The sequence below is a fragment of the Burkholderia cepacia genome, assembly GCF_029962485.1.
GTDB lineage: Bacteria > Pseudomonadota > Gammaproteobacteria > Burkholderiales > Burkholderiaceae > Burkholderia.
Genome location: NZ_CP073637.1, coordinates 1,075,295 through 1,097,521, shown reverse-complemented (window position 1 = coordinate 1,097,521; position 22,227 = coordinate 1,075,295). Strand labels below are relative to the sequence as shown.

At 65.0% G+C, this 22,227-nt stretch carries 20 protein-coding genes; 3 read left to right on the top strand and 17 right to left on the bottom strand.

Translation table 11 applies throughout. The annotated features are described in order from the left end of the window. Window positions 1-16 precede the first annotated feature (16 nt). Window positions 17-940, bottom strand: a complete 924-nt coding sequence (locus KEC55_RS05095; protein ID WP_011351344.1) for a histone deacetylase family protein — start codon at window positions 938-940, stop codon at window positions 17-19. Window positions 941-983: 43 nt separating this feature from the next. Between KEC55_RS05095 and mltB the strand changes: the two genes are divergently transcribed. Further along, the gene (gene mltB / locus KEC55_RS05090) at window positions 984-2,330 is read left to right on the top strand and encodes a lytic murein transglycosylase B (RefSeq protein ID WP_282507001.1); all 1,347 of its coding nucleotides are present in this window, start codon (window positions 984-986) and stop codon (window positions 2,328-2,330) included. Window positions 2,331-2,409: 79 nt separating this feature from the next. Here mltB and cysM read toward each other — a convergent pair whose 3' ends face one another. The 16 genes from cysM to gyrA all read right to left on the bottom strand — a co-directional run bounded on the left by cysM (window position 2,410) and on the right by gyrA (window position 20,169). Beyond that, a complete protein-coding gene (gene cysM, locus KEC55_RS05085) occupies window positions 2,410-3,312 on the bottom strand; it encodes a cysteine synthase CysM (protein ID WP_124448883.1) in 903 nt (300 codons plus the stop codon). Between the two features lie 223 nt (window positions 3,313-3,535). Then, window positions 3,536-3,889, bottom strand: a complete 354-nt coding sequence (locus tag KEC55_RS05080; RefSeq protein ID WP_282507000.1) for a ComEA family DNA-binding protein — start codon at window positions 3,887-3,889, stop codon at window positions 3,536-3,538. 74 nt (window positions 3,890-3,963) lie between these two features. Next, on the bottom strand, window positions 3,964-4,956 hold the full coding sequence (gene rfaD / locus KEC55_RS05075; RefSeq protein WP_282506999.1) for an ADP-glyceromanno-heptose 6-epimerase: 993 nt from the start codon (window positions 4,954-4,956) through the stop codon (window positions 3,964-3,966). Between the two features lie 63 nt (window positions 4,957-5,019). Beyond that, on the bottom strand, window positions 5,020-5,970 hold the full coding sequence (gene rfaE1 / locus KEC55_RS05070) for a D-glycero-beta-D-manno-heptose-7-phosphate kinase (protein ID WP_282506998.1): 951 nt from the start codon (window positions 5,968-5,970) through the stop codon (window positions 5,020-5,022). A gap of 7 nt (window positions 5,971-5,977) precedes the next feature. After that, window positions 5,978-7,378, bottom strand: a complete 1,401-nt coding sequence (locus tag KEC55_RS05065; protein ID WP_176049261.1) for a UDP-glucose dehydrogenase family protein — start codon at window positions 7,376-7,378, stop codon at window positions 5,978-5,980. Between the two features lie 90 nt (window positions 7,379-7,468). Beyond that, window positions 7,469-8,641, bottom strand: a complete 1,173-nt coding sequence (gene lapB / locus KEC55_RS05060; protein ID WP_124448893.1) for a lipopolysaccharide assembly protein LapB — start codon at window positions 8,639-8,641, stop codon at window positions 7,469-7,471. Window positions 8,642-8,694: 53 nt separating this feature from the next. Further along, window positions 8,695-8,988 (bottom strand): lipopolysaccharide assembly protein LapA domain-containing protein, encoded by a 294-nt coding sequence (locus KEC55_RS05055; protein ID WP_012328123.1) that lies wholly within the window; start codon window positions 8,986-8,988, stop codon window positions 8,695-8,697. 208 nt (window positions 8,989-9,196) lie between these two features. Continuing rightward, on the bottom strand, window positions 9,197-9,520 hold the full coding sequence (locus tag KEC55_RS05050; protein ID WP_006486894.1) for an integration host factor subunit beta: 324 nt from the start codon (window positions 9,518-9,520) through the stop codon (window positions 9,197-9,199). A gap of 22 nt (window positions 9,521-9,542) precedes the next feature. Beyond that, window positions 9,543-11,255 (bottom strand): 30S ribosomal protein S1, encoded by a 1,713-nt coding sequence (rpsA, locus tag KEC55_RS05045; protein ID WP_166957495.1) that lies wholly within the window; start codon window positions 11,253-11,255, stop codon window positions 9,543-9,545. A 142-nt stretch (window positions 11,256-11,397) separates the two neighbouring features. After that, entirely contained in the window at window positions 11,398-12,084 is a 687-nt protein-coding gene (gene cmk / locus KEC55_RS05040) for a (d)CMP kinase (protein ID WP_176049262.1), read from the bottom strand. A gap of 13 nt (window positions 12,085-12,097) precedes the next feature. Beyond that, window positions 12,098-13,402 carry a 3-phosphoshikimate 1-carboxyvinyltransferase gene (gene aroA, locus KEC55_RS05035; protein WP_176049263.1) on the bottom strand — a complete coding sequence of 435 codons (1,305 nt, stop codon included), beginning with the start codon at window positions 13,400-13,402 and terminating at the stop codon, window positions 12,098-12,100. A gap of 13 nt (window positions 13,403-13,415) precedes the next feature. After that, complete coding sequence (locus KEC55_RS05030) at window positions 13,416-14,342, bottom strand: prephenate dehydrogenase (RefSeq protein WP_282506996.1); 927 nt, start codon at window positions 14,340-14,342, stop codon at window positions 13,416-13,418. 186 nt (window positions 14,343-14,528) lie between these two features. Beyond that, window positions 14,529-15,611, bottom strand: coding sequence for a prephenate dehydratase (pheA, locus tag KEC55_RS05025; protein WP_282506994.1), 1,083 nt, complete (start codon window positions 15,609-15,611; stop codon window positions 14,529-14,531). A gap of 33 nt (window positions 15,612-15,644) precedes the next feature. Further along, on the bottom strand, window positions 15,645-16,727 hold the full coding sequence (gene serC / locus KEC55_RS05020; protein ID WP_282506992.1) for a 3-phosphoserine/phosphohydroxythreonine transaminase: 1,083 nt from the start codon (window positions 16,725-16,727) through the stop codon (window positions 15,645-15,647). Window positions 16,728-16,882: 155 nt separating this feature from the next. Beyond that, the gene (locus KEC55_RS05015; RefSeq protein WP_021157463.1) at window positions 16,883-17,482 is read right to left on the bottom strand and encodes a DUF2059 domain-containing protein; all 600 of its coding nucleotides are present in this window, start codon (window positions 17,480-17,482) and stop codon (window positions 16,883-16,885) included. 83 nt (window positions 17,483-17,565) lie between these two features. Then, window positions 17,566-20,169: a DNA gyrase subunit A gene (gyrA, locus tag KEC55_RS05010; RefSeq protein WP_282506991.1), complete on the bottom strand. Its 2,604-nt coding sequence runs from the start codon at window positions 20,167-20,169 to the stop codon at window positions 17,566-17,568. 534 nt (window positions 20,170-20,703) lie between these two features. Between gyrA and ompA the strand changes: the two genes are divergently transcribed. Further along, a complete protein-coding gene (gene ompA / locus KEC55_RS05005; protein ID WP_011351327.1) occupies window positions 20,704-21,372 on the top strand; it encodes an outer membrane protein OmpA in 669 nt (222 codons plus the stop codon). A gap of 154 nt (window positions 21,373-21,526) precedes the next feature. Further along, window positions 21,527-22,225: a bifunctional 2-polyprenyl-6-hydroxyphenol methylase/3-demethylubiquinol 3-O-methyltransferase UbiG gene (gene ubiG, locus KEC55_RS05000; protein WP_176049269.1), complete on the top strand. Its 699-nt coding sequence runs from the start codon at window positions 21,527-21,529 to the stop codon at window positions 22,223-22,225. The last annotated feature ends 2 nt before the right edge of the window (window positions 22,226-22,227 follow it).

Sequence of the window (22,227 nt, the reverse complement as noted above, 5' to 3'; positions counted from 1 at the left end):
CCCTGCCAGCCGGGAGTCAGATCCCGGCCAGCACGCGCAGGTGCGCGACGACGCTGCGCCCGAGCGCGGACAGGTTGTAGCCGCCTTCGAGGCAGCTCACGATGCGGCCCTGCGCGTGCCGGCGCGCCACATCGACGATCTGCGCGGTCAGCCATTCGAAGTCGGCCTCGACGAGCCCGAGGTTGCCGATATCGTCCTCGCGATGCGCATCGAAACCGGCCGACACGAACAGCATCTGCGGCTTGAATGCGTCGAGGCGCGGCAGCCAGAACATGTCGACGGCTTCGCGGATCGCCATCCCGTTGCTGCGTGCGGGCATCGGCAGGTTGACCATGTTCGGCGCCTGGTGATCGACGCCGGAGAACGGGTACAGCGGATGCTGGAAGAAGCTGCACATCAGCACACGCTCGTCGTTCGCGAACGCGGCCTCGGTGCCGTTGCCATGGTGCACGTCGAAATCGATGATCGCGACACGTTCCAAGCCGTGTACGTCGAGCGCATGCCGCGCGGCGATCGCGACGTTGTTGAAGAAGCAGAAGCCCATCGCACGCGCGGGCTCCGCATGGTGACCGGGCGGACGCACGCCGCAGAACGCATTCGCATAGCGGCCTTCGATCACCGCGTCGGTCGCCGCGATCGCGGCGCCGGCCGCGCGCAGCGCCGCGCGCCACGTGTCGCGATTCATCAGCGTATCGGGATCGATCTCGACGTAGCCGTCGACCGGCGTCATGCTGCGGATGTAGTCGATGTGCGCCTGCGTATGCACTCGGCCCAGCGCGACCTCGCTCGCGAACGGCGCGGTTTCGTGCACGATCAGGTCGTCGATGCGGCTCGCAATCAGTTGATCCTGGATCGCCGACAGGCGGGCCGGGCATTCCGGATGCCATTCCCCCATCTCGTGCAGCATGCAGTCGGGGTGCGTATAGAAAGCGGTTGCCATAAGCTGTCATCGGCGGCGCGCGGTGCGCCGCAGGTCTCCATCAATGATGTCCATCGTCTGCCGCGAATTCGCCGCTAACTTACCACAACGGGGGCCTGCCACGCCCCGGCGCGCGGGATCCGTCGGGTATACTGCGCCGAACACAATCGCCCTGTCCGCCCGCTTCGACATGAATTCCAGCAAGCCTGCCGCCCCCCTCTCCGCGCTGTTCCGTGTTCGCGTGCCGCTCGTCGCCGCCGCTGTCGTCGCGGCCCTCGGCACTGCGCCTGCCGGCGCGCAGACGCAGCCGGCGAAGCCCGCCGGCAAGCTCGTCGCTCAGGCCCAGCCACAGCAGCCGGTGCCGCAAGGCCAGACCTTCGAAGAGGAAATTGTCCCGCAGCGTTACGCGAACAACGCGAAGGTCGACGCCTTCATCGACGAGATGGTGAGCCGCAACGGCTTCGACTCCACAAGCCTGCATGCGCTGTTCTCGCGCATCAGCTACTCGGCGACGGCCGTCAAGCTCGTGAGGCCCGCCGCGTCGCCGACGGTCAAGAACTGGCGCGTCTATCGCTCGCGCTTCATCGAGCCGATCCGCATCAACGCGGGCGTGAAGTTCTGGAAGGCGAACCAGGCGACACTGCAGCGCGCGTCCGAGCAGTTCGGCGTGCCGCCCGAGGTGATTGTCGGCATCATCGGCGTCGAGACGATCTACGGCCGCTACATGGGCAATTTCCGCGTGCTCGACGCGCTGACGACGCTCACTTTCGACTACCCGGACACGCCGAATCGCGACAGCCGCCAGGCCACGTTCCGCAAGAACCTCGAGGACTTCCTGGTCTGGACCCGCGACAACCAGCTCGACCCGACCACCGTACTCGGCTCCTACACGGGCGCGATCGGGATTCCGCAGTTCCTGCCGAGCAGCATCCGCGAATATGCGGTCGACTTCGACGGCACGGGCCACGTCGATCTGCGCAGCAGTCCTGTCGATGCGATCGGCAGCGTCGCGAACTACCTGAAACAGCACGGCTGGGAAACCGACCGACCGGTGGTCTGGCAGATCACGCCCGATACGGGCAGCCTCGGCATCGCGCAGGCCGCCGCCGACGGCCAGCCGGAACCGCACTGGGCGCTGTCGCAACTGATGCGCGCGGGCATGACGCTGAACGAGCCGACGGTCAACATCACGACCGAAGCCGGCACGCCGGTGACCGTGGTCGACCTGCCGTCGCCGGGGCGCGCGACCGAGTACATGCTCGGGCTCAAGAATTTCTATGTGCTGACGCGCTACAACCGCAGCTTCTTCTACGCGCTCACCGTGTACCAGCTCGGCGAAGCCGTGAAGGCGCAGATGGAAGCGAGCGGCGCGCTGAAGCCGGCCGCCACCGACGACGCGCAGTCGCAGTAAGATCTGCCCGCCCAAAGAAAAAGCGCCGCACAAGCGGCGCTTTTTTTATCGCCGGCGCGCTGCGCACGCCAGCCCGTGTTCAGGCGGGGAACACGCCTGTGGACAGATAGCGGTCGCCGCGATCGCAGACGATGAACACGATCGTCGCGTTCTCGACCTGACGCGCGATGCGCATCGCGACTTCGCACGCGCCGCCCGACGAAATGCCCGCGAAGATGCCTTCGACTGCCGCCAGCCGGCGGGTCATCGTTTCCGACGCAGCCTGGCTCACGCTTTCGACACGGTCGACGCGGCTGCGATCGAAGATCGTCGGCATGTACGCTTCGGGCCACTTGCGGATGCCCGGAATGCGCGAACCGTCTTCGGGCTGCGCACCGATGATCTCGATCGCCGGATTCTGTTCCTTCAGATAGCGCGACGTGCCCATGATCGTGCCCGTCGTGCCCATGGCCGACACGAAGTGCGTGATGCGCCCTTCGGTATCGCGCCAGATCTCCGGCCCCGTCGCTTCGTAGTGCGCAACGGGATTGTCGGGGTTCGCGAACTGGTCGAGGATCACGCCCTTGCCTTCGCGCTGCATCTCGTCCGCGAGATCGCGCGCCAGTTCCATCCCGCCCTTCACCGGGGTCAGGATGATTTCTGCGCCGTAAGCGGCCATGCTCTGGCGGCGCTCGACCGACAGGTCCTCCGGCATGATCAGCACCATCTTGTAGCCGCGGATCGCCGCGGCCATTGCGAGTGCGATGCCGGTGTTGCCGCTCGTCGCCTCGATCAGCGTATCGCCCGGCTTGATGCGCCCGCGCGCCTCGGCCTTGCTGATCATCGACAACGCGGGACGATCCTTCACGGAACCGGCCGGGTTGTTGCCTTCGAGCTTCGCGAGCACCACGTTGTTGCGCGCGCGAATCTCGTCGTCCGGCAAGCGGACCAGTTGCACGAGCGGCGTATTGCCGATCGTGTCTTCAATAGTTTTGTAAGCCATGGATATACCGTCAGTACGAGGCCGATCAATCGATCGATTGTAAACCAGCACCGCCACTCGCGCCGGCAACCCCATTACGACGATGGAATACGCATGCCGCGCGATACGTGATCACGGCCGGTATCGCGCACGCCGCTCCCACGCAAAAAACCCGCGGCATGCCGCGGGAAGCCGTCATGACGACGGCGACTGAAGGAGCTCGTTGTCGGTCGCGCGCGACGCGTTACTTCTGTGCGGTGCGGGCCGGTGCAGCAGCAGGCTTGGCTGCCGCCGGCTTGCCCGCGGCGGGCAGCGCCGCGGCCGTGCCGGCTGCGCCTGCCGCGCCGATCGTCAGCCCTTCCTGCTGAAGCCGCTCGACGGTATGCCCGCCCATGCCTTTCACGCGCGCGGCGAGATCGTCCGCATTCCTGAACGGACCGCGCGTGCCGCGTTCATCGAGGATCGCCTTCGCCCGTGCCGGACCGATGCCCTTGATGCCGACGAGCGCATCCTCGCTCGCGGTGTTGACGTCGACGGCCGCCCAGGCCGACGCGACTGCGCCGAGCATGACCGCTGCGGCAAACCATTTCCTGATCATGTGCTGGATCTCCGAAGAAAAACGGCCGGCGGCTGCCGACCGTGAGACCCAGTCTAGCGAGGCAACGCCGCGGTTTAAACCTGGCCGGATAGCCAACGGACGTAGCGGTCGACACCTTCCTGCACGGTCAGGAACGGTGCGTCGTAGCCGGCTGCGCGCAGCTTCGTCTGGTCGGCCTGCGTGAAGCACTGGTACTTGCCGCGCAATGCATCGGGGAACGCTACGTATTCGATCAGTCCCTGCTCGACCTGCTGCGCGAGCGTCAGCGGCGGCTGGTTGTCGAGCGCGCGCAGCGTGTTCACGACCGTCGACGCGATATCGTTGAACGGCTGCGCCCGGCCCGTGCCGAGGTTGAAAATGCCCGACTTCTCCGGATGATCGAAGAAGAACAGGTTCACCTTCGTCACGTCCTCGACCGACACGAAGTCACGCGTCTGCTCGCCCGGCGCATAGCCGTTGTACTCGCCGAACAGCTTCACCTTGCCTTCCGCGCGGAACTGGTTGAAGTTGTGGAACGCGACCGACGCCATGCGCCCCTTGTGCGTCTCGCGCGGGCCGTACACATTGAAATAGCGGAAGCCCGCGATCTGGCTCTTCGCGCTCGGCAACACGCGACGGATCACCTGGTCGAACAGGAACTTCGAATAGCCGTACACGTTCAGCGGCGCCTCGACGTCGCGCTCCTCGACGAAGCGCGTCGAGCCGCCGTAGATCGCGGCCGACGACGCGTACAGGAACTGCGTGCCCTGCGCGAGGCAGGTATCGAGCACCGCGCGGCTGTAGCGGAAGTTGTTGTCCATCATGTAGCGGCCGTCGGTTTCCATCGTGTCCGAACAGGCGCCTTCGTGGAACACCGCACGCACCTTGCCGAAATCGCCGCGCGCGAAGCGTTCGACGAATTCCGTCTTGTCGAGATAGTCGTCGATCTCGCAATCGACGAGATTCCGGAACTTGTCCGCGCGCGTCAGGTTGTCGACCGCGATGATGCGCGACTCGCCGCGCTCGTTGAGCGCCTTGACGATGTTCGCGCCGATAAAACCGGCTGCGCCGGTGACGATGAGGGTCATGATCGTCCTGCCTGAAAAGTGCGAGCCACTCGTGCGACGCGCTCGTCGCGCCGCCGAATGCGCTCAGTGAAACAGTTCGTCGTAGTCCACCGTGGCCGTGCCGAGCTTGCCGACCACGATGCCTGCCGCGCGATTCGCGAGCACGACCGCGTCGACCAGCGGCACGCCGGCGCCGAGCATCGTCGCGACCGTCGCGATCACGGTATCGCCCGCGCCCGACACGTCGAACACCTCGCGCGCGAGCGCCGGTGCGTGCAGTTCGCCGGTGGCGGAAAACAGCGTCATCCCTTCTTCAGAGCGCGTGAGCAGCAGCGCGTCGATGCCGAGTTCCGCACGCAGGTTCGCGACGCGTGCGCGCAGATCGTCTTCCGACTTCCACTGGCCGACCACTTCGCGCAACTCGGCGCGGTTCGGCGTGATCAGCGACGCGCCGCGATAGCGCGCCCAGTCGTCGCCCTTCGGATCGACGAGCACCGACTTGCCGGCCGCACGCGCCTTCTCGATCATCGTCGTGACGTGCGTCAGGCCGCCTTTCGCGTAATCCGACATCAGCACGACGTCGTGCTGGGGCAGCAGCGCGTCGAAGCGCGCGAGCCCCGCGAGCAGCACCTCGTGCGTCGGCATCGCCTCGAAGTCGACGCGCAGCAGTTGCTGCTGGCGCGCGAGCACGCGCAGCTTGATCGTGGTCGGCAGTGCCGGGTCGCGCTCGAGATGCGGCGTCACGCCGCTGCTGGCGAGCAGCTCGACGATCCGCTCGCCGGGCTCGTCGCACCCGACGACGCACAGCAACCCGGCCTGGCCGCCGAGCGTCACGGCATTGCGCGCGACGTTGGCCGCGCCGCCGAGCCGCTCCTCCTGACGCTGCACGTGCACGACCGGCACCGGCGCCTCAGGCGAAATGCGATCGACGTTGCCGAACCAGTAACGGTCGAGCATCACGTCGCCGACGACAAGCACGCGCGAGCGCGCGAGCTGCGCACGCGGCACCGGAACGATTTCGCGAAGAGTATTCATCGTGTGGTCAGCCACGGGAGGACGACTGGGGATCGACATACGGCCGGCCGATCGCGTAGTAGTCGATGCCCAGTTCGGCCATCGCGTCCGGCTCGTACAGGTTGCGCCCGTCGAAGATCACCGGCGCCTTCAGTTCGGCCTTCAGGCGCGTGAAATCGGGGCTCCGGAATTCCTTCCACTCGGTCACGATCACGAGTGCGTCCGCACCCGTCACGGCGACGTCCTGCGTCTCGACGAGATGCAGCCGCGCCAGCGCGTCGGCATCGTTGCCGAAATCCAGCTCGAACACACGCCGCGCTTCGTCGACCGCGACCGGATCGTACGCGCGCACGGTCGCGCCGCGCTCGAGCAGTGCGGCGATCAGGCGTCGGCTCGGCGCCTCGCGCATGTCGTCGGTATTCGGCTTGAACGCGAGGCCCCACACCGCGAACTCGCGGCCCTTGAGGTCGGCGCCGAAGCGCTGCTCGATCTTGCCGATCAGCACGTCCTTCTGCGCATGGTTCGCGGCCTCGACGGCTTCCAGGATGCGCAGCGGCTGGCCGTTCTCGCCGGCGGTGCGAATCAATGCCTGGACGTCCTTCGGGAAGCACGAGCCACCGTAGCCGACGCCGGCGTACAGGAAGTGATAGCCGATGCGCGGATCGGAGCCGATCCCGCGGCGCACGGCCTCGATGTCGGCGCCGACCTTGTCGGCGAGATTCGACATCTCGTTCATGAACGAGATGCGCGTCGCGAGCATCGCGTTCGCCGCATACTTCGCGAATTCGGCCGAGCGCACGTCCATGTAGATCGTGCGCTCATGGTTGCGGTTGAACGGCGCGTAGAGCTTCTTCATCTTCTCGCGCGCGATCGTGCCCGTCTCGTCGTCGTCGACGCCGATGATGATCCGGTCCGGACGCATGAAGTCCTCGACCGCCGCGCCTTCCTTCAGGAATTCCGGGTTCGACACGACCGAGAAGCGATGCGCGACGCTGCCCGCGAGCCCGCGTGCGGCCAGCGCCTCGTCGACCACGCCGCGCACGCGCTGCGCGGTGCCGACCGGCACCGTCGACTTGTCGACAATCACCTTGAAGCCCGTCATGTAGCGACCGATGTTGCGTGCGGCCTCGAGCACGTACTGCAGGTCGGCCGAGCCGTCCTCGTCGGGCGGCGTACCGACCGCAATGAACTGGATCTCGCCGTGCGCGACGCTCGCCTCGATGTCGGTCGAGAAGCGCAGGCGCCCCGCCGCGCGGTTGCGCGCGATGATGTCCAGCAGCCCCGGTTCGTGAATCGGCATCCCGCCGTTGTTCAGGATGTCGATCTTGCGCGGATCGACGTCGAGACAGAAGACGTCGTGACCGATCTCCGCGAGGCAGGCGCCCGTGACGAGACCGACATAGCCGGTGCCGATGATGGTGATTTTCATAGATGTTCCGGTACTTCCCGGTAATTGACTAACTTGGCCGCCGGGACGAGCCCGGCGGCAACCGCAGCGCGTTGGCTCCGCGTGCCGGGATCAGCCCGGCATCGCAGGTTCGACGCGGCGCGGCGCATAGGTTTCCCAGCCGCTGCATCCGGGGCACTGCCAGTAGAAGAGCCGTGCCCGGAAACCGCAATTCTGGCACGTATACCGTGGCAGATTTTTCGTGCGCTGCTTGATCAGCGCACGCATCATTTCAAGTTCCTTACGGCGCGGCTCGTCGGCCGCCGCGATCTGCGCATCGAGCAGGTGCAGCATCCCCGACAGGTTCGGCGACTTCTCCATCTGCATGCGCGCGAGCGTGTGCGCCGCCTCCTGGCCGCGCAACCCGGCGATGTGCTGATACGCGATGTCGAGCAGATCGTTCGACGGATAGCGGTCGACATACCCCATCAGCAGCTCGGCGCCTTCGGCGTTCTTGCCGAGCGCGACATACGCCTTCATCAACTTGTCGGCGACGAGCGGCAGATACGCGGGGTTCTGCGCTTCGACGCGCTTCCAGTGCTCGATCGCGGCCGCGTGGTCGCCCGCCGCCTCCGCTGCGTCGCCGGACAGCACCGTCGCACGCACGTTCTGCGGGTTCACGGTCAGTGCCAGACGCAACTGTTCGGCTGCCGCGGCCGCATTCTTGCGCTGCAGCGCTTCCTGCGCGAGTTCGCAGTGGAACTGCGCAATCTCGACGCCGAGCGGCTTGTCGCTCATCGATTCGATGCGCTTCGCGGTATCGATCGACTTGTTCCAGTCCTTCTCGATCTCGTAGATCGTCAGCAGCGCCCGTTGCGCACCGAGCGCGTAGTCGCCGTCGGCGAGCTTGTGGAACGCCTCCTCGGCGCGATCGAGCAGGCCGGCCTTCAGGAAATCCTGGCCGAGCTCGTAAAGCGCGTGGTCACGTTCGTTGACCGGCAGGTCCGTGCGGCTCAGCAGGTTCTGGTGCACGCGGATCGCGCGGTCGGTCTCGCCGCGGCGGCGGAACAGGTTGCCGAGCGCGAAGTGCAGCTCGACCGTCTCGGGATCGAGCTTGGCGACCTCGATGAACGCGTCGATCGCCTTGTCGGGTTGTTCGTTCAGCAGAAAATTCAGGCCGCGGAAATACGAGCGCGGCAGGTTGGCACTCTCCGACAGGAGATTCTTCAGGTCATAGCGTGACGCCGCCCAACCGAGCGCGAACGCGACCGGAATCGCGAGCAACCACCAGAAATCCAGATCCATGCGAAATATCGAAGCAGAGACGAAAACCGCGCGATGATCGCGCGGCGTCCGTGTTAAATGACGGGCGGCATCGGCGGCTGATCGATGACGGCGGGCGTTTCGCGCGCCGCACGCAGATCGCGCTTCAGGCGCCCGTTCTCGAGACGCAGGCGGAAGATCGAAGGCAGCGCGGACAGCAGGCCCGCCAGCAACCCCACGGCGAAGAACGCCAGGCCGATCAGGATCAGCGGCGCTTGCCATGCGTAGCCGGCAACGAAATTCAGCGTCGCGGTTTGCGTATTGGCCAGCGCGAGCACCAGCAGCAGGACGAACACCAATACCCGGATCAGCCAGACGATAAACTTCATGAAGCCCTCTCTTTGTTGAGGTTTGCTGCGGCGCGCGACTCCCCTTCGTCGCACCGAATCGACCCGTATTGTAAAGGAAGCGTTTCCGCGGCTGCGCACATCCTGCGCCAGCCGTTGCATCGTTGCCGCCGGAAATGAAAAAAGCGCCCCAGGGGGCGCTTTTCTTTTCAGCCTTCGCCGGACGGGTTCCGGGCACTCCGAACGACGTTCAACGCTCGTCGTCCGGATCGTCAGCCTTCAGCGGTTCACCGGCGCGGCCGTCGACGCGTTCACGCAATTCCTTGCCAGGCTTGAAGTGCGGCACGAACTTCTCGGGCACCTGCACTTTCTCCCCTGACTTCGGGTTGCGTCCGACGCGCGCCGGGCGACGGTTGAGGCCGAAGCTGCCGAAACCCCGAATTTCGATGCGATGCCCTTTCGCCAGGGCGTCAGACATCGCATCGAGCATCGTTTTCACCGCGAAATCCGCATCCTTGAGGACAAGTTGCGGAAATCGCGATGCCAGCTGCGCGACCAACTCGGATTTGGTCATACTTCAGCAGACCTCGTGAGGCTTACTGGTTCTGGCCGTCGAGCTTCGCCTTCAGCAGCGCGCCGAGGTTGGTCGTACCGGTCGCAGCCGAGCTGGTGTCCGACTGCAGGCCGCGGATCGCTTCCTGTTGTTCAGCCGAATCCTTCGCCTTGATCGACAGGTTGATGCCGCGCGACTTGCGATCGATGTTGATCACCATCGCGTTGACCTTGTCGCCTTCCTTCAGCACGTTGCGTGCATCTTCGACGCGATCCTGCGAGATTTCCGACGCACGCAGGTAGCCTTCGATGTCGCCCGTCAGCGTGACGACCGCACCCTTCGCATCGACCGTCTTCACGACGCCGTCGACGATCGAGCCCTTGTCGTTCATTGCAACGTAGTTGCTGAACGGGTCGCCTTCGAGCTGCTTGATGCCGAGCGAAATACGCTCCTTCTCGACGTCGATACCGAGCACGATTGCTTCGACTTCGTCGCCCTTCTTGTACTTGCGAACGGCTTCTTCGCCGGTTTCGCTCCACGACAGGTCCGACAGGTGGACCAGGCCGTCGATGCCGCCCGGCAGACCGATGAACACGCCGAAGTCGGTGATCGACTTGATTGCGCCCGTGATCTTGTCGCCCTTCTTGAAGTTGCGGCTGAAGTCATCCCACGGATTCGGCTTGCACTGCTTCATGCCGAGGCTGATACGACGACGGTCTTCGTCGATCTCGAGGACCATGACTTCGACTTCGTCGCCCAGCTGGACAACCTTCGACGGTGCAACGTTCTTGTTGGTCCAGTCCATTTCCGACACGTGGACGAGGCCTTCGATGCCCGATTCCACTTCGACGAATGCGCCGTAGTCGGTGATGTTCGTGACCTTGCCGAACAGGCGCGTGCCCGACGGGTAACGGCGCGAGATGCCTTCCCACGGATCGTCGCCCAGTTGCTTGATGCCCAGCGAGACGCGGTTCTTCTCTTGGTCGAACTTGAGGATCTTCGCGGTGACTTCCTGGCCAACCGACAGGACTTCGCTCGGGTGACGCACACGACGCCATGCGATGTCGGTGATGTGCAGCAGGCCGTCGATGCCGCCGAGGTCGACGAACGCGCCGTAGTCGGTGATGTTCTTGACCACGCCGTTGACGATCGCGCCTTCCTTCAGCGTCTCGAGCAGCTTCGCGCGCTCTTCGCCTTGGGTCGCTTCGATCACTGCACGACGCGACAGCACGACGTTGTTACGCTTGCGATCGAGCTTGATCACGCGGAACTCGAGCGTCTTGCCTTCGTACGGGGTCGTGTCCTTGACCGGACGCGTGTCGACCAGCGAACCCGGCAGGAACGCGCGGATGCCGTTGACCATCACGGTCATGCCGCCCTTCACCTTGCCGGTGATCGTGCCGGTGACGAGTTCGTTGTTGTCGAGAGCCTTTTCCAGCGACAGCCACGATGCAAGGCGCTTCGCCTTGTCGCGCGACAGGATCGTGTCGCCGTAGCCGTTTTCGAGTGCGTCGATCGCGACGGACACGAAATCGCCCGACTGCACCTCAACCTCGCCCTGATCGTTCAGGAATTCCTCGATCGGAATGTAAGCCTCGGACTTCAGGCCTGCATTGACGACCACGAAGTTGTGGTCGACGCGCACGACTTCGGCGGAAATCACTTCGCCGGCGCGCATGTCTTGGCGGGTCAGCGACTCTTCGAACAGAGCCGCAAAAGATTCAGTATTCGGGGTAGAGGTTTGCAGGTCGGACATAAAAATCTGATTGTGCATGGGTCGCTGTGCCACGCCGGCCGGAATGGCAGGCTGAAAGGGCCAGATCGATGACCACACGGGGTTAAGGGTTCGAAACACGCTCCGCGCTTACGGCGCGGAGCACCTACCGCGACCCGCCTTCTCAGGCGGGCTGGCCGAGCGCCCGGTACCACTGCAGCACTTGATCGACGGCTTCATCGACCGAAAGCGCCGACGTATCGAGCAGCTTGGCATCTGCTGCAGGCTTCAGCGGCGCGGCCGCGCGATTGCTGTCGCGCGCGTCACGTTCACGAAGATCCCGGAGCAAGTCATCTATATTAGCAGAAAAACCTTTTTGCATCAATTGCTTATGCCGTCTGGTCGCACGAGCCTCGGCGCTGGCCGTCAGGAACACCTTCAGCACGGCATCCGGGAAGATCACCGTGCCCATGTCGCGCCCGTCCGCGACGAGGCCCGGCGTCTTGCGGAACGCGCGCTGGCGCGCGACGAGCGCGGTGCGCACGGGCCCGTGCACGGCGATGGCCGATGCGCGGTTGCCAACCGCTTCGGCGCGGATGTCGTTCGACACGTCGACGCCGTCGAGCTGCGCACAGCCTTCGCGAAACGTGATGTGGAGATCGTCGATCAGCTTCACCAGCGCGTCGATATCCTCCGCCGCGATGCCGTAGCGCACGCTCGCGAGCGCGGCAAGCCGGTACAGCGCGCCGCTGTCGAGCAGGTGGAAGCCAAGGTTCGCGGCGACGAGCGCGGCGACGGTGCCCTTGCCGGAAGCGGTCGGGCCGTCGATCGTGATGACGGGAGTCGGGTGAAAGGGTCGGGTCGATTTCATCGGAACAGTCGGGTCATGCTTTGGCGAGCGCAGCGAAGCGGTCGAAATAGTCGGGGAACGTCTTGCCGACGCACTTCGGATCGTTGATCCGCACGGGCACGCCGCCCAGGCTGACGAGCGAGAAGCACATCGCCATCCGGTGATCGTCGTACGTGTCGATCGCCGCATTCGGCGTGAGCTTTTCCGGCGGCGTGACGACGAGATAGTCGGGGCCTTCCTCGACGATCGCGCCGACCTTGCGCAGCTCGGTCGCCATCGCGGCGATGCGGTCGGTCTCCTTCACGCGCCAGCTCGCGATGTTGCGCAGCGTACTCGTGCCGTTCGCGAACAGCGCCGCGACCGCGATGGTCATCGCCGCATCGGGGATCAGGTTGAAGTCCATGTCGATCGGCTCGAGCTTGCCGTGGTCGTGGCCGATGCCGCGCACGTCGATCCAGTCGTCGCCCATCGTCACGTTCGCACCCATTTGCATCAACGCGTTCGCGAAGCCGACGTCGCCCTGGATGCTCGCGCGCCCGACGCCCTCGACGCGCAGCGGGCCACCGCCAAGCGCGCCGGCCGCGAGGAAGTACGACGCGGACGACGCATCGCCCTCGACCATGATCCGCCCCGGCGAGCGGTAGCGGACGCCGGCCGGCACGACGAAGCGCTGCCAGCCGTCGCGCTCGACGGTCACGCCGAAGCGCTCCATCAGCCGGATCGTGATGTCGATGTATGGTTTCGAGATCAACTCGCCGTCGACTTCGACGACGGTCCGGCCGTCCTTCGCCTTCACGAGCGGCAGCGTCATCAGGAGCGCCGTGAGGAACTGGCTCGACACGTCGCCGCGCACGCGGATCGGTGCATCGACCGAAATCGCCGCGGGCTTGATCCGCAGCGGCGGAAAGCCTTCGTTCAGCTCGTAGTCGATCTGCGCGCCGATCTGGCGCAGGCCGTCGACGAGATCGCCGATCGGCCGCTCGTGCATGCGCGGCACGCCGTGCACGCGATAGTCGCCGCCGTTCACCGCGAGCGCGGCGGTGAGCGGCCGCACGGCCGTGCCCGCGTTGCCGAGGAACAGGTCGGCCGTCTTCGCGGTGAACGCGCCGCGCGTGCCCGTGACGACACAGGTGTCGCCGTCACGTGCGAGCTTCACGCCGAGCTTGCCGAGTGCATCGAGCATCACGCGCGTGTCGTCGGAGTCGAGCAGGTTGGTGATCGTCGTTTCGCCTTCGGCCAGCGCCGCAAGCAGCAGCACGCGGTTCGAAATGCTTTTCGAGCCGGGCAGGCGCACGGTGCCCGATGCGCTGGAGTACGGGCCGAGATCGAGATAGTCCATGGGAATCGTCCTGTTATTTCTTGACCGGTTCGGCAACGGGCGCGCCGCCGCGCTCCTGCCATGCCTTGCGTGCGGCGCGCGAGCGCGTGAACACGGCTTCGAGCGCCGCGCCGTCGCCGGCGTCGATCGCCTCACGCAGCCGCTCGAGCACGCGCGTATAGCCGTCGAGTTCGTCGAGCAGCGCCGTGCGGTTCGCGACGCACACGTCGCGCCACATTTCCGGGCTCGACGCGGCGATGCGCGTGAAATCGCGGAAGCCGCCCGCCGCGTACGAGAATTTCAGTTCCGCGTCGGCCTCACCGAGGATCTGCTCGACGAGCGCGAACGACAGCACGTGCGGCAAATGACTGATCGATGCAAACACGCGATCGTGCTGCTCGGTGCTCATCATGCGCACGTCGGCGCCGGTTGCACGCCACATCGCTTCGATGCGCGCGACGGATTCCGGCGCGTTCTCCGGCAGCGGACACAGCACGACGTTGCGCCCGACGTACAGGTCCGGCAACGCGGCCTCGACGCCACTCGACTCGCGCCCGGCGATCGGATGCCCCGGCACGAACTGCGCGATCCGCGGGCCGAGCGCTGCACGCGCGGCCGCGACGACGTCGGACTTGGTGCTGCCCGCATCGGTGACGATCGTCGCATCGTCGAGCCACGGCGCGATGCGCGCGAGCAACGGGCCCGTCTGCGCGACGGGTGCGGCCAGCAACACGAGATCGGCGCCGGCAAGCGCGGCGCGCAATTGCGCGTCGTCGTCGAGCGCCGCCGCGCGGTCGATCACGCCGAGCGACAGCGCGCGCTCGACCGACGCACGCGAACGGCCCACGCCGACGATCTCGCCAGCACCGCCCGGCGCACGCTCGCGCAGCGCGCGGGCCAGCGATCCGCCGATCAGGCCGACACCGAAGATGACCAGTTTGTTGAATGCAAAGCCTGACACGACTAGAGCCAAGTTACGCGCGCGAAGCGTTGCCCCGCACGCGGAATTCCAGATTCCGGGCAACGGGCCCGCACCCGGCGCATCCTGCACCGAATGCCGCCCGAACCCGCCTTCGGCAGCGCCGACCGGCCTGCCCTGCCCGCCTGGCCGCCGCGCCTGCACGAGCACGCGACGCGCCGCCGCGCGTCAGCGTGCGCTCGGATACGAACCGAGTATCTTCAGGAACGCGGCCTTCTGGCCGAGCTCCGCGAGCGCGGCCGCCACCGCCGCATCGTCGCGATGTCCCTCGATGTCAATGTAGAAGTAGTACTCCCACGTGCCGACGCGCGCCGGACGCGACTCGAAGCGTGTCATCGACACGCCGTGCCGCGCGAGCGGCTCGAGCAGCTTGAACACGGCGCCCGGCTCGTTCTTCACCGACACGATCAGCGACGTCTGGTCGTGACCGCTTTGCCCGGCCGGCTGCTTGCCGATGATCACGAAGCGCGTGCGGTTGTGCGGATCGTCCTGGATCAGAGAGAACGCGATCTGCAGACCGTAGTGCGCGGCCGCGCGATCGCCCGCGATCGCCGCGACGGTCGGGTCGGCCGCCGCGAGACGCGCAGCCTCCGCGTTGCTCGCCACCGCTTGCCGCTCGAGCTGCGGCGCATTCGCCGCGAGCCACTGCTGGCATTGCGCGAGCGCCTGCGCATGCGCGCAGACGCGCTTCACGCCGTCGAGCGTACCGCTTTGCGTCAGCAGGTTGTGGTGAATCGGCAGCGCGAGTTCGCCGCTGATCAGCAGTTGCGTCTGCAGCAGCAGGTCGAGCGTGCGCGACACGGCGCCTTCGGTCGAATTCTCGACCGGTGCGATGCCGAACGCGGACGCACCGGCCTCGACCGAGCGGAACACCTCATCGATCGACGGGCACGGCAGCCCTTCGATCGACTGGCCGAAATACTCGAGCATCGCCTGTTCGCTGTACGTGCCGACCGGCCCGAGGAACGCGACGTGGATCGTCTGTTCGAGCGCGCGGCTCGCGGCCATGATCTCGCGCCAGATGGCGCTGATGTGCTCGCTCGCGAGCGGCCCCGCACTCATGTCCTGCAGCCGCGCGATCACCTGCAGCTCGCGCTCCGGCCGGAACACCGGTGCGTTGAAATGCTTCTTGACCTCGCCCACCTCCAGCGCCACCGCGGCGCGCTGGTTCAGGAGTGCGATCAGCTGCGCGTCGATCGCGTCGATGCGATCGCGCAGCGGTTTCAGGCGGGAATTCAGTTCGTCGTCCATGCGTTTTGCCGTGCTGTTTGAACAGCGCCGCCGTCAGGCGCCGCGCTGCTCGAAGTCCTTCATGTACTCGACGAGCGCTTTCACGCCCTCGAGCGGCACCGCGTTGTAGATCGACGCCCGCATGCCGCCGACGGACTTGTGGCCCTTCAGCTGCAGCAGCCCGCGCGCCTTTGCGCCGGCAAGGAAGTCTTCATTGCGCGTTTCATCGGCCAGGAAAAACGGCACGTTCATCCGTGAACGCGCCGAAGGCTCGACCTTGTTCAGATAGAAGCTGCTCGCATCGATCGTGTCGTAGAGCAGCTTCGCTTTTTCAGTATTGCGGGCCTCGATCGCTTCGAGGCCACCCTGCCGCTTCAGCCACTGGAACACGAGGCCCGCGATGTAGATCGCGTAGGTGGGCGGCGTGTTGTACAGCGAGTTGTTCGCGGCAATCGTCTTCCATTCGAATGCGGACGGGCAGATCGACAGCGCGCGATCGAGCAGATCCTCGCGCACGATCACGACCGTCACGCCGGCCATCCCGATGTTCTTCTGCGCGCCGCCGAACAGCACGCCGTACTTCGCGACGTCCATCGGGCGCGACAGGATGTGCGACGAGACATCCGCGACCAGCGGCACGTCGCCGAGATCCGGAATCTCGAACGTCTCGACGCCGTCGATCGTCTCGTTGGTGCACAGATGCACGTAGGCCGGATCGTCCGACAGCTGCCATTCGGCGCGGGCCGGCGCACGCGTGAAGCCGTCTTCGGTCTTGCCGGTTGCGGCGAGATGCGGCGTGCCGTATTTCTTCGCTTCGCTGAACGATTTCTGCGACCACGAGCCCGTCACGACGAAGTCGGCCGTCTTGCGCGAGCCGAGCAGGTTCATCGGCACGATCGCGTTTTCGGCGATGCCGCCGCCCTGCAGGAACAGGATCCGGTGGCTGGCCGGCACACCGAGCAGATCGCGCAGGTCGGTCAGCGCGGCCTCGTGGATCGACATGAACTCCTTGCCGCGATGGCTCATCTCCATCACGCTCATGCCGCTGCCGTGCCAGTCGAGCATTTCGTCGGCGGCTTGCCGCAGCACTTCCTCGGGCATCGCCGCAGGGCCGGCGGAGAAATTAAAGACGCGCATCGTGAAAACCTCGGAGGGACGCGACCGGCTCGCCGCCGGCAGAACGCGCCAGAAATGAAATGGCCGCTTGCGCTCGCGCGCAAACGGCCATTATCGCACTGTCGTCAGGCTCCCGCCAAACCCGGCCGAACGGCCGGTGGCGTGCCCGAACGGCTTTACTTGCCCGGCTTGACTGCTGCGACTTCCTTGTCAGCCTGCGTACGCGTTGCCTGGATCGCTTGCGGCATGTACTTCTGCATCAGGCCGTTGACCACGTCGCGACCGACCTGGTCCTGAACCTGGATGAACTTGCGGCCCGTCGGGCTCTTGTAGAACGTCGTCAGATCCTTGATCTCCGACGTGCTGTAGTACTTCGCGTAGGCGTCGTACTGAGCCGACATTGCGTCGTTCTGGAACTGTTGCGTACCGAACACCTTGCCTGCGCCGTCAACCAGCTTCGGCACGGCGTTCTTCTGCAGCGTCGGAACGGCAGCCTGCTTCTGCTTGTCGTTCAGCGTCTTGTTTTCCGACAGCGCGTCCGACAGGATCGCCGGCACGAGTTGCTTGGCCTGCATTTCGGCGCTGTTGCCGATTGCCGACACGAGCTTCGGCGCGTCGATCGCGTCGAGCAGATCCTTGATCGCCGCCTTCTTGTCGGCGTCGATCGGCGCAGCTGCCGCGGCAGGCGCCGGTGCGGAATTCGACAGCGCTTGCGCCATCGCGAACGTCGGCACCAGTGCAGCCAGCAGGACCAGTTGCTTGAATTGCTTTTGCATCATCACTCCCTTTTGGAAATATGAATGGTTGCTCGCCGGCCGCGGCGCTTTTCGCCCGCGGCGGCTAGAGTCTCATCCGTTCTTCAGGCTTCGCCGTCCGACGCCTCGTCGGCCTCGCCATCGCCCTCCTCGGCCTCCGCGATCTGCTGCAGGCCGGAGAGCTTGGTACCCTCATCGAGACTGATGAGTGTAACACCTTGCGTAGCACGCCCCATCTCGCGAATCTCGGACACACGGGTGCGAATCAACACGCCGGCCGTCGTGATCAGCATGATCTGATCCTCGGCGTCGACGAGCGTCGCGGCCACCACCTTGCCGTTACGCTCGGACGTCTGGATCGCGATCATACCCTTCGTGCCGCGGCCGTGACGCGTGTATTCGGTGATCGGCGTGCGCTTGCCGTAGCCGTTCTCGGTCGCGGTGAGCACGGTCTGCTCCTCGCTGCCGGCAACCAGCAGCGCGATGACCTGCTGCCCGTCCTCGAGCTGCATGCCGCGCACGCCTCGCGCCTCGCGCCCCATCGGACGCACGTCGTTCTCGTCGAAGCGCACGGCCTTGCCGGAATCGGAGAACAGCATCACGTCGTGCGCGCCGTCGGTGATCGACGCACCGATCAGGAAATCGCCGTCGTCGAGGCCGACCGCGATGATGCCCTTCTTCATCGGACGGCTGAATGCCTCGAGCGGCGTCTTCTTCACGGTGCCGAGCGACGTCGCCATGAAGATGAACTTGTCGGCCGAGAATTCCTTGACCGGCAGCACGACGTTGATCTTCTCGCCTTCCTGCAGCGGGAACATGTTGACGATCGGCCGGCCGCGCGAGTTGCGCGAACCCTGCGGCACTTCATAGACCTTGACCCAGTACACGCGGCCGCGGTTCGAGAAGCACAGGATGTAATCGTGCGTGTTCGCGATGAACAGCGTCTCGATCCAGTCGTCTTCCTTCATCTGCGTCGCCTGCTTGCCGCGGCCGCCACGCTTCTGCGCGCGGTACTCGGACAGCGGCTGCGACTTCACGTAGCCCGCGTGCGACATCGTGACGACCATGTCCTGCGGCGTGATCAGATCCTCGGTGTTCAGCTCGGTCGCGTTCAGCTCGATCTTCGAGCGGCGCGCGTCGCCGAATTCGGCCTTCACCGAGGTCAGCTCCTCGCCGATCATCGTCGTGATCCGCTCGGGGCGCGCGAGGATGTCCAGCAGGTCGGCGATCTGCGCCATCACTTCACGGTACTCGCCGATGATCTTGTCCTGCTCGAGGCCGGTCAGGCGCTGCAGACGCATCTGCAGGATTTCCTGGGCCTGCGTGTCGGACAGACGGTACAGCCCGTCGCTCTGCATGCCGAACGCCGGGTTCAAGCCTTCCGGACGGTACGCGGAGCGGCCGCCGGCCGCCGCGTTCTCGGCTTCGGCACGCGTCAGCATCTCGCGCACGAGCGACGAATCCCACGGCTTCGCCATCAGCTCCGCTTTCGCGATCGGCGGCGTCGGCGCGGCCTTGATGATCGCGATGAAATCGTCGATGTTCGCGAGCGCGACCGCGAGACCTTCGAGCACGTGGCCGCGTTCGCGGGCCTTGCGCAGTTCGTAGATCGTGCGGCGCGTCAGCACTTCGCGTCGGTGCGACAGGAAGCACTGCAGGATTTCCTTCAGGTTCAGCAGCTTCGGCTGGCCGTCGACGAGCGCGACCATGTTCATGCCGAACGTGTCCTGAAGCTGCGTCGCCTTGTACAGGTTGTTCAGCACCACTTCCGGCACTTCGCCGCGCTTGAGCTCGATCACGACGCGCATGCCGCTCTTGTCGGACTCGTCGCGGATGTCGGAGATGCCTTCGAGCTTCTTCTCGTTGACGAGCTCGGCGATCCGCTCGAGCAGCGAGCGTTTGTTCACCTGGTACGGCAGCTCGTCGACGATGATCGCCATCCGCTGGCCGCGATCGATCTCCTCGAAGTGCGTGGCCGCCCGCATCACGACGCGACCGCGCCCGGTGCGGTAGCCGTCGCGCACGCCTGCGACGCCGTAGATGATGCCGGCCGTCGGGAAGTCCGGCGCCGGGATGATCTCGATCAGCTCGTCGATCGTCGCTTCCGGGTTGCCCAGCAGGTGCTGGCACGCGTCGACGACTTCGTTCAGGTTGTGCGGCGGAATGTTGGTCGCCATGCCGACCGCGATGCCCGACGAGCCGTTGATCAGCAGGTTCGGGATGCGCGACGGCAGGACCGACGGCTGCGTTTCGTTGCCGTCGTAGTTCGGCTCGAAATCGACCGTTTCCTTGTCGATGTCGGCGAGCAATTCGTGACCGATCTTCGCCATGCGAATTTCGGTGTAACGCATCGCCGCGGCGTTGTCGCCGTCGATCGAGCCGAAGTTGCCCTGCCCGTCGATCAGCATGTAGCGCAGCGAGAAGTCCTGCGCCATCCGCACGATCGTGTCGTAGACCGCGGTATCGCCGTGAGGGTGGTATTTACCGATCACGTCGCCGACGATACGCGCCGACTTCTTGTACGCACGGTTCCAGTCGTTGTTCAGTTCGTGCATCGCGAACAACACGCGCCGGTGCACGGGCTTCAGGCCATCGCGGACATCCGGGAGGGCACGTCCGACGATCACGCTCATCGCGTAATCGAGATACGAACGGCGCATTTCCTCCTCTAGGGAGGTGGGCAGGGTCTCTTTGGCGAATTGATCCATGTATCCGTATCGTTTCGGAGCGAAGACGGCGAACGCCTTTCGCGTGGGCGCTGCATGCGCAACGCAACGCGAGATTCTAACATGCGCCCATCAGCCGCCAATTCGCCACCCCCTCTATATATAAATAGCAAAAATCGCGGCGCCGGCGATTCGACCGAAATCGCACGCGACTCGACGTCGCAGGCAATCCCGTCACGCCTGTTTCACGCGCACGAGTAAAAAACTGCACACATTCGCGCAATTTCGCCGACACACTCTTGACAATCTCTAAAAGTTGCGGCAGGCCGGTGTTGCGCATGCACCACAAAGTTGAAGCGATCTTAGGGTGGGGAGGATTTTTTTTCGTAGGAAGGGAACGATATGGCAAAATGCCAACGCACTGAGGGTTAGACGCTGCTCGAAGTCTAAAGTCTACACAGAGCGGTGCCGCGTTTTTTGTACCGCACCAATGTTATACTTCGAGCAATGTATGACTTGTCACCGTCAACAGGCTCGCAGTAAACCTGCGGTAATCTCAATTTCGAGAGGAGAAATATGAATAAACTTTCAAAGCTCGCGTTCATTGCAGCTACCGCAGTTATGGCTGCATCCGCTTCGGCACAGTCGGTGCCGGCGTCGCGTCAAGCCGTCAATGACAACTGGGTGAACGGCACGGGCGAATGGGTGTGGATGAACGGCACGAACGAGCTCTGCTGGCGCGATGCATTCTGGACGCCGGCCACCGCCAACGCGAAGTGCGATGGCGCACTGGTCGCCCAGGCACCGCAGCCGCCGGTCGCTCCGGTCGCTCCGGCCATCACGAGCCAGAAGATCACGTATCAAGCTGACGCGCTGTTCGACTTCGACAAGGCAACGCTCAAGCCGCTGGGCAAGCAGAAGCTGGACGAACTGGCTTCGAAGATCGAAGGCATGAACACGGAAGTCGTCGTTGCAACGGGCTACACGGACCGCATCGGTTCGGACAAGTACAACGACCGTCTGTCGCTGCGCCGTGCGCAAGCCGTGAAGTCGTACCTGGTCAGCAAGGGTGTGCCGGCCAACAAGATCTACACGGAAGGCAAGGGCAAGCGCAACCCGGTTACGACTGGCTGCAACCAGAAGAACCGCAAGCAACTCATCGCCTGCCTCGCACCGGACCGCCGCGTGGAAGTCGAAGTGGTTGGTACGCAAGAAGTCCAGAAGACGACCGTTCCGGCAAACTAAGCCGCGGTTTTCGACTGCTTCAAAGCCCCGCTCCGGCGGGGCTTTTTCTTTGATGCCCGTCCGGGCGCTCGCCGCTTCGCCGCTCGTCCGCTTCTTATATACTCGGGTCTGACGAACCGCAGCACCGCCCTCCTTCCGTAGCCCGTTTGCCGACATGACCAACGCCGATCCGCACGAACTCCAGAAATTCAGCGACCTCGCCCACCTGTGGTGGGATCCGAATGCCGAATTCAAGCCGCTGCACGACCTGAACCCGGTCCGGCTCGGCTGGATCGATGCACACGCGCACCTGGCCGGCAAGCGCGCACTCGACATCGGTTGCGGCGGCGGCATCCTGTCCGAATCGATGGCCGGGCTAGGCGCCCACGTGAAGGGCATCGACCTGTCGACCGAAGCACTTGGCGTCGCCGACCTGCACAGCCTCGAAAGCGGCATCACGGTCGACTACGAGGCCATCGCCGCCGAAGCGATCGCCGCGCGCGAACCGGGCACCTATGACGTCGTCACGTGCATGGAGATGCTCGAGCACGTGCCGTCGCCCGGTGATGTCGTCGCCGCATGCGCGACGCTCGTGAAACCGGGCGGCTGGGTGTTCTTCTCGACGCTGAACCGCAACCTGAAGTCCTACCTGTTCGCGGTGATCGGCGCGGAGTACATCGCGCAGATGCTGCCGAAGGGCACGCACGACTACGCGCGCTTCATCCGCCCGTCGGAACTGGCCGGCTTCGTGCGCGCGACGGATCTGCACATCGTGGAGATCAAGGGCATCACGTACCACCCGATCGGCAAGCGCTTCGCGCTGTCGAACGACACCGACATCAACTACCTCATCGCGTGCCGCCGCGCCGCGTGACC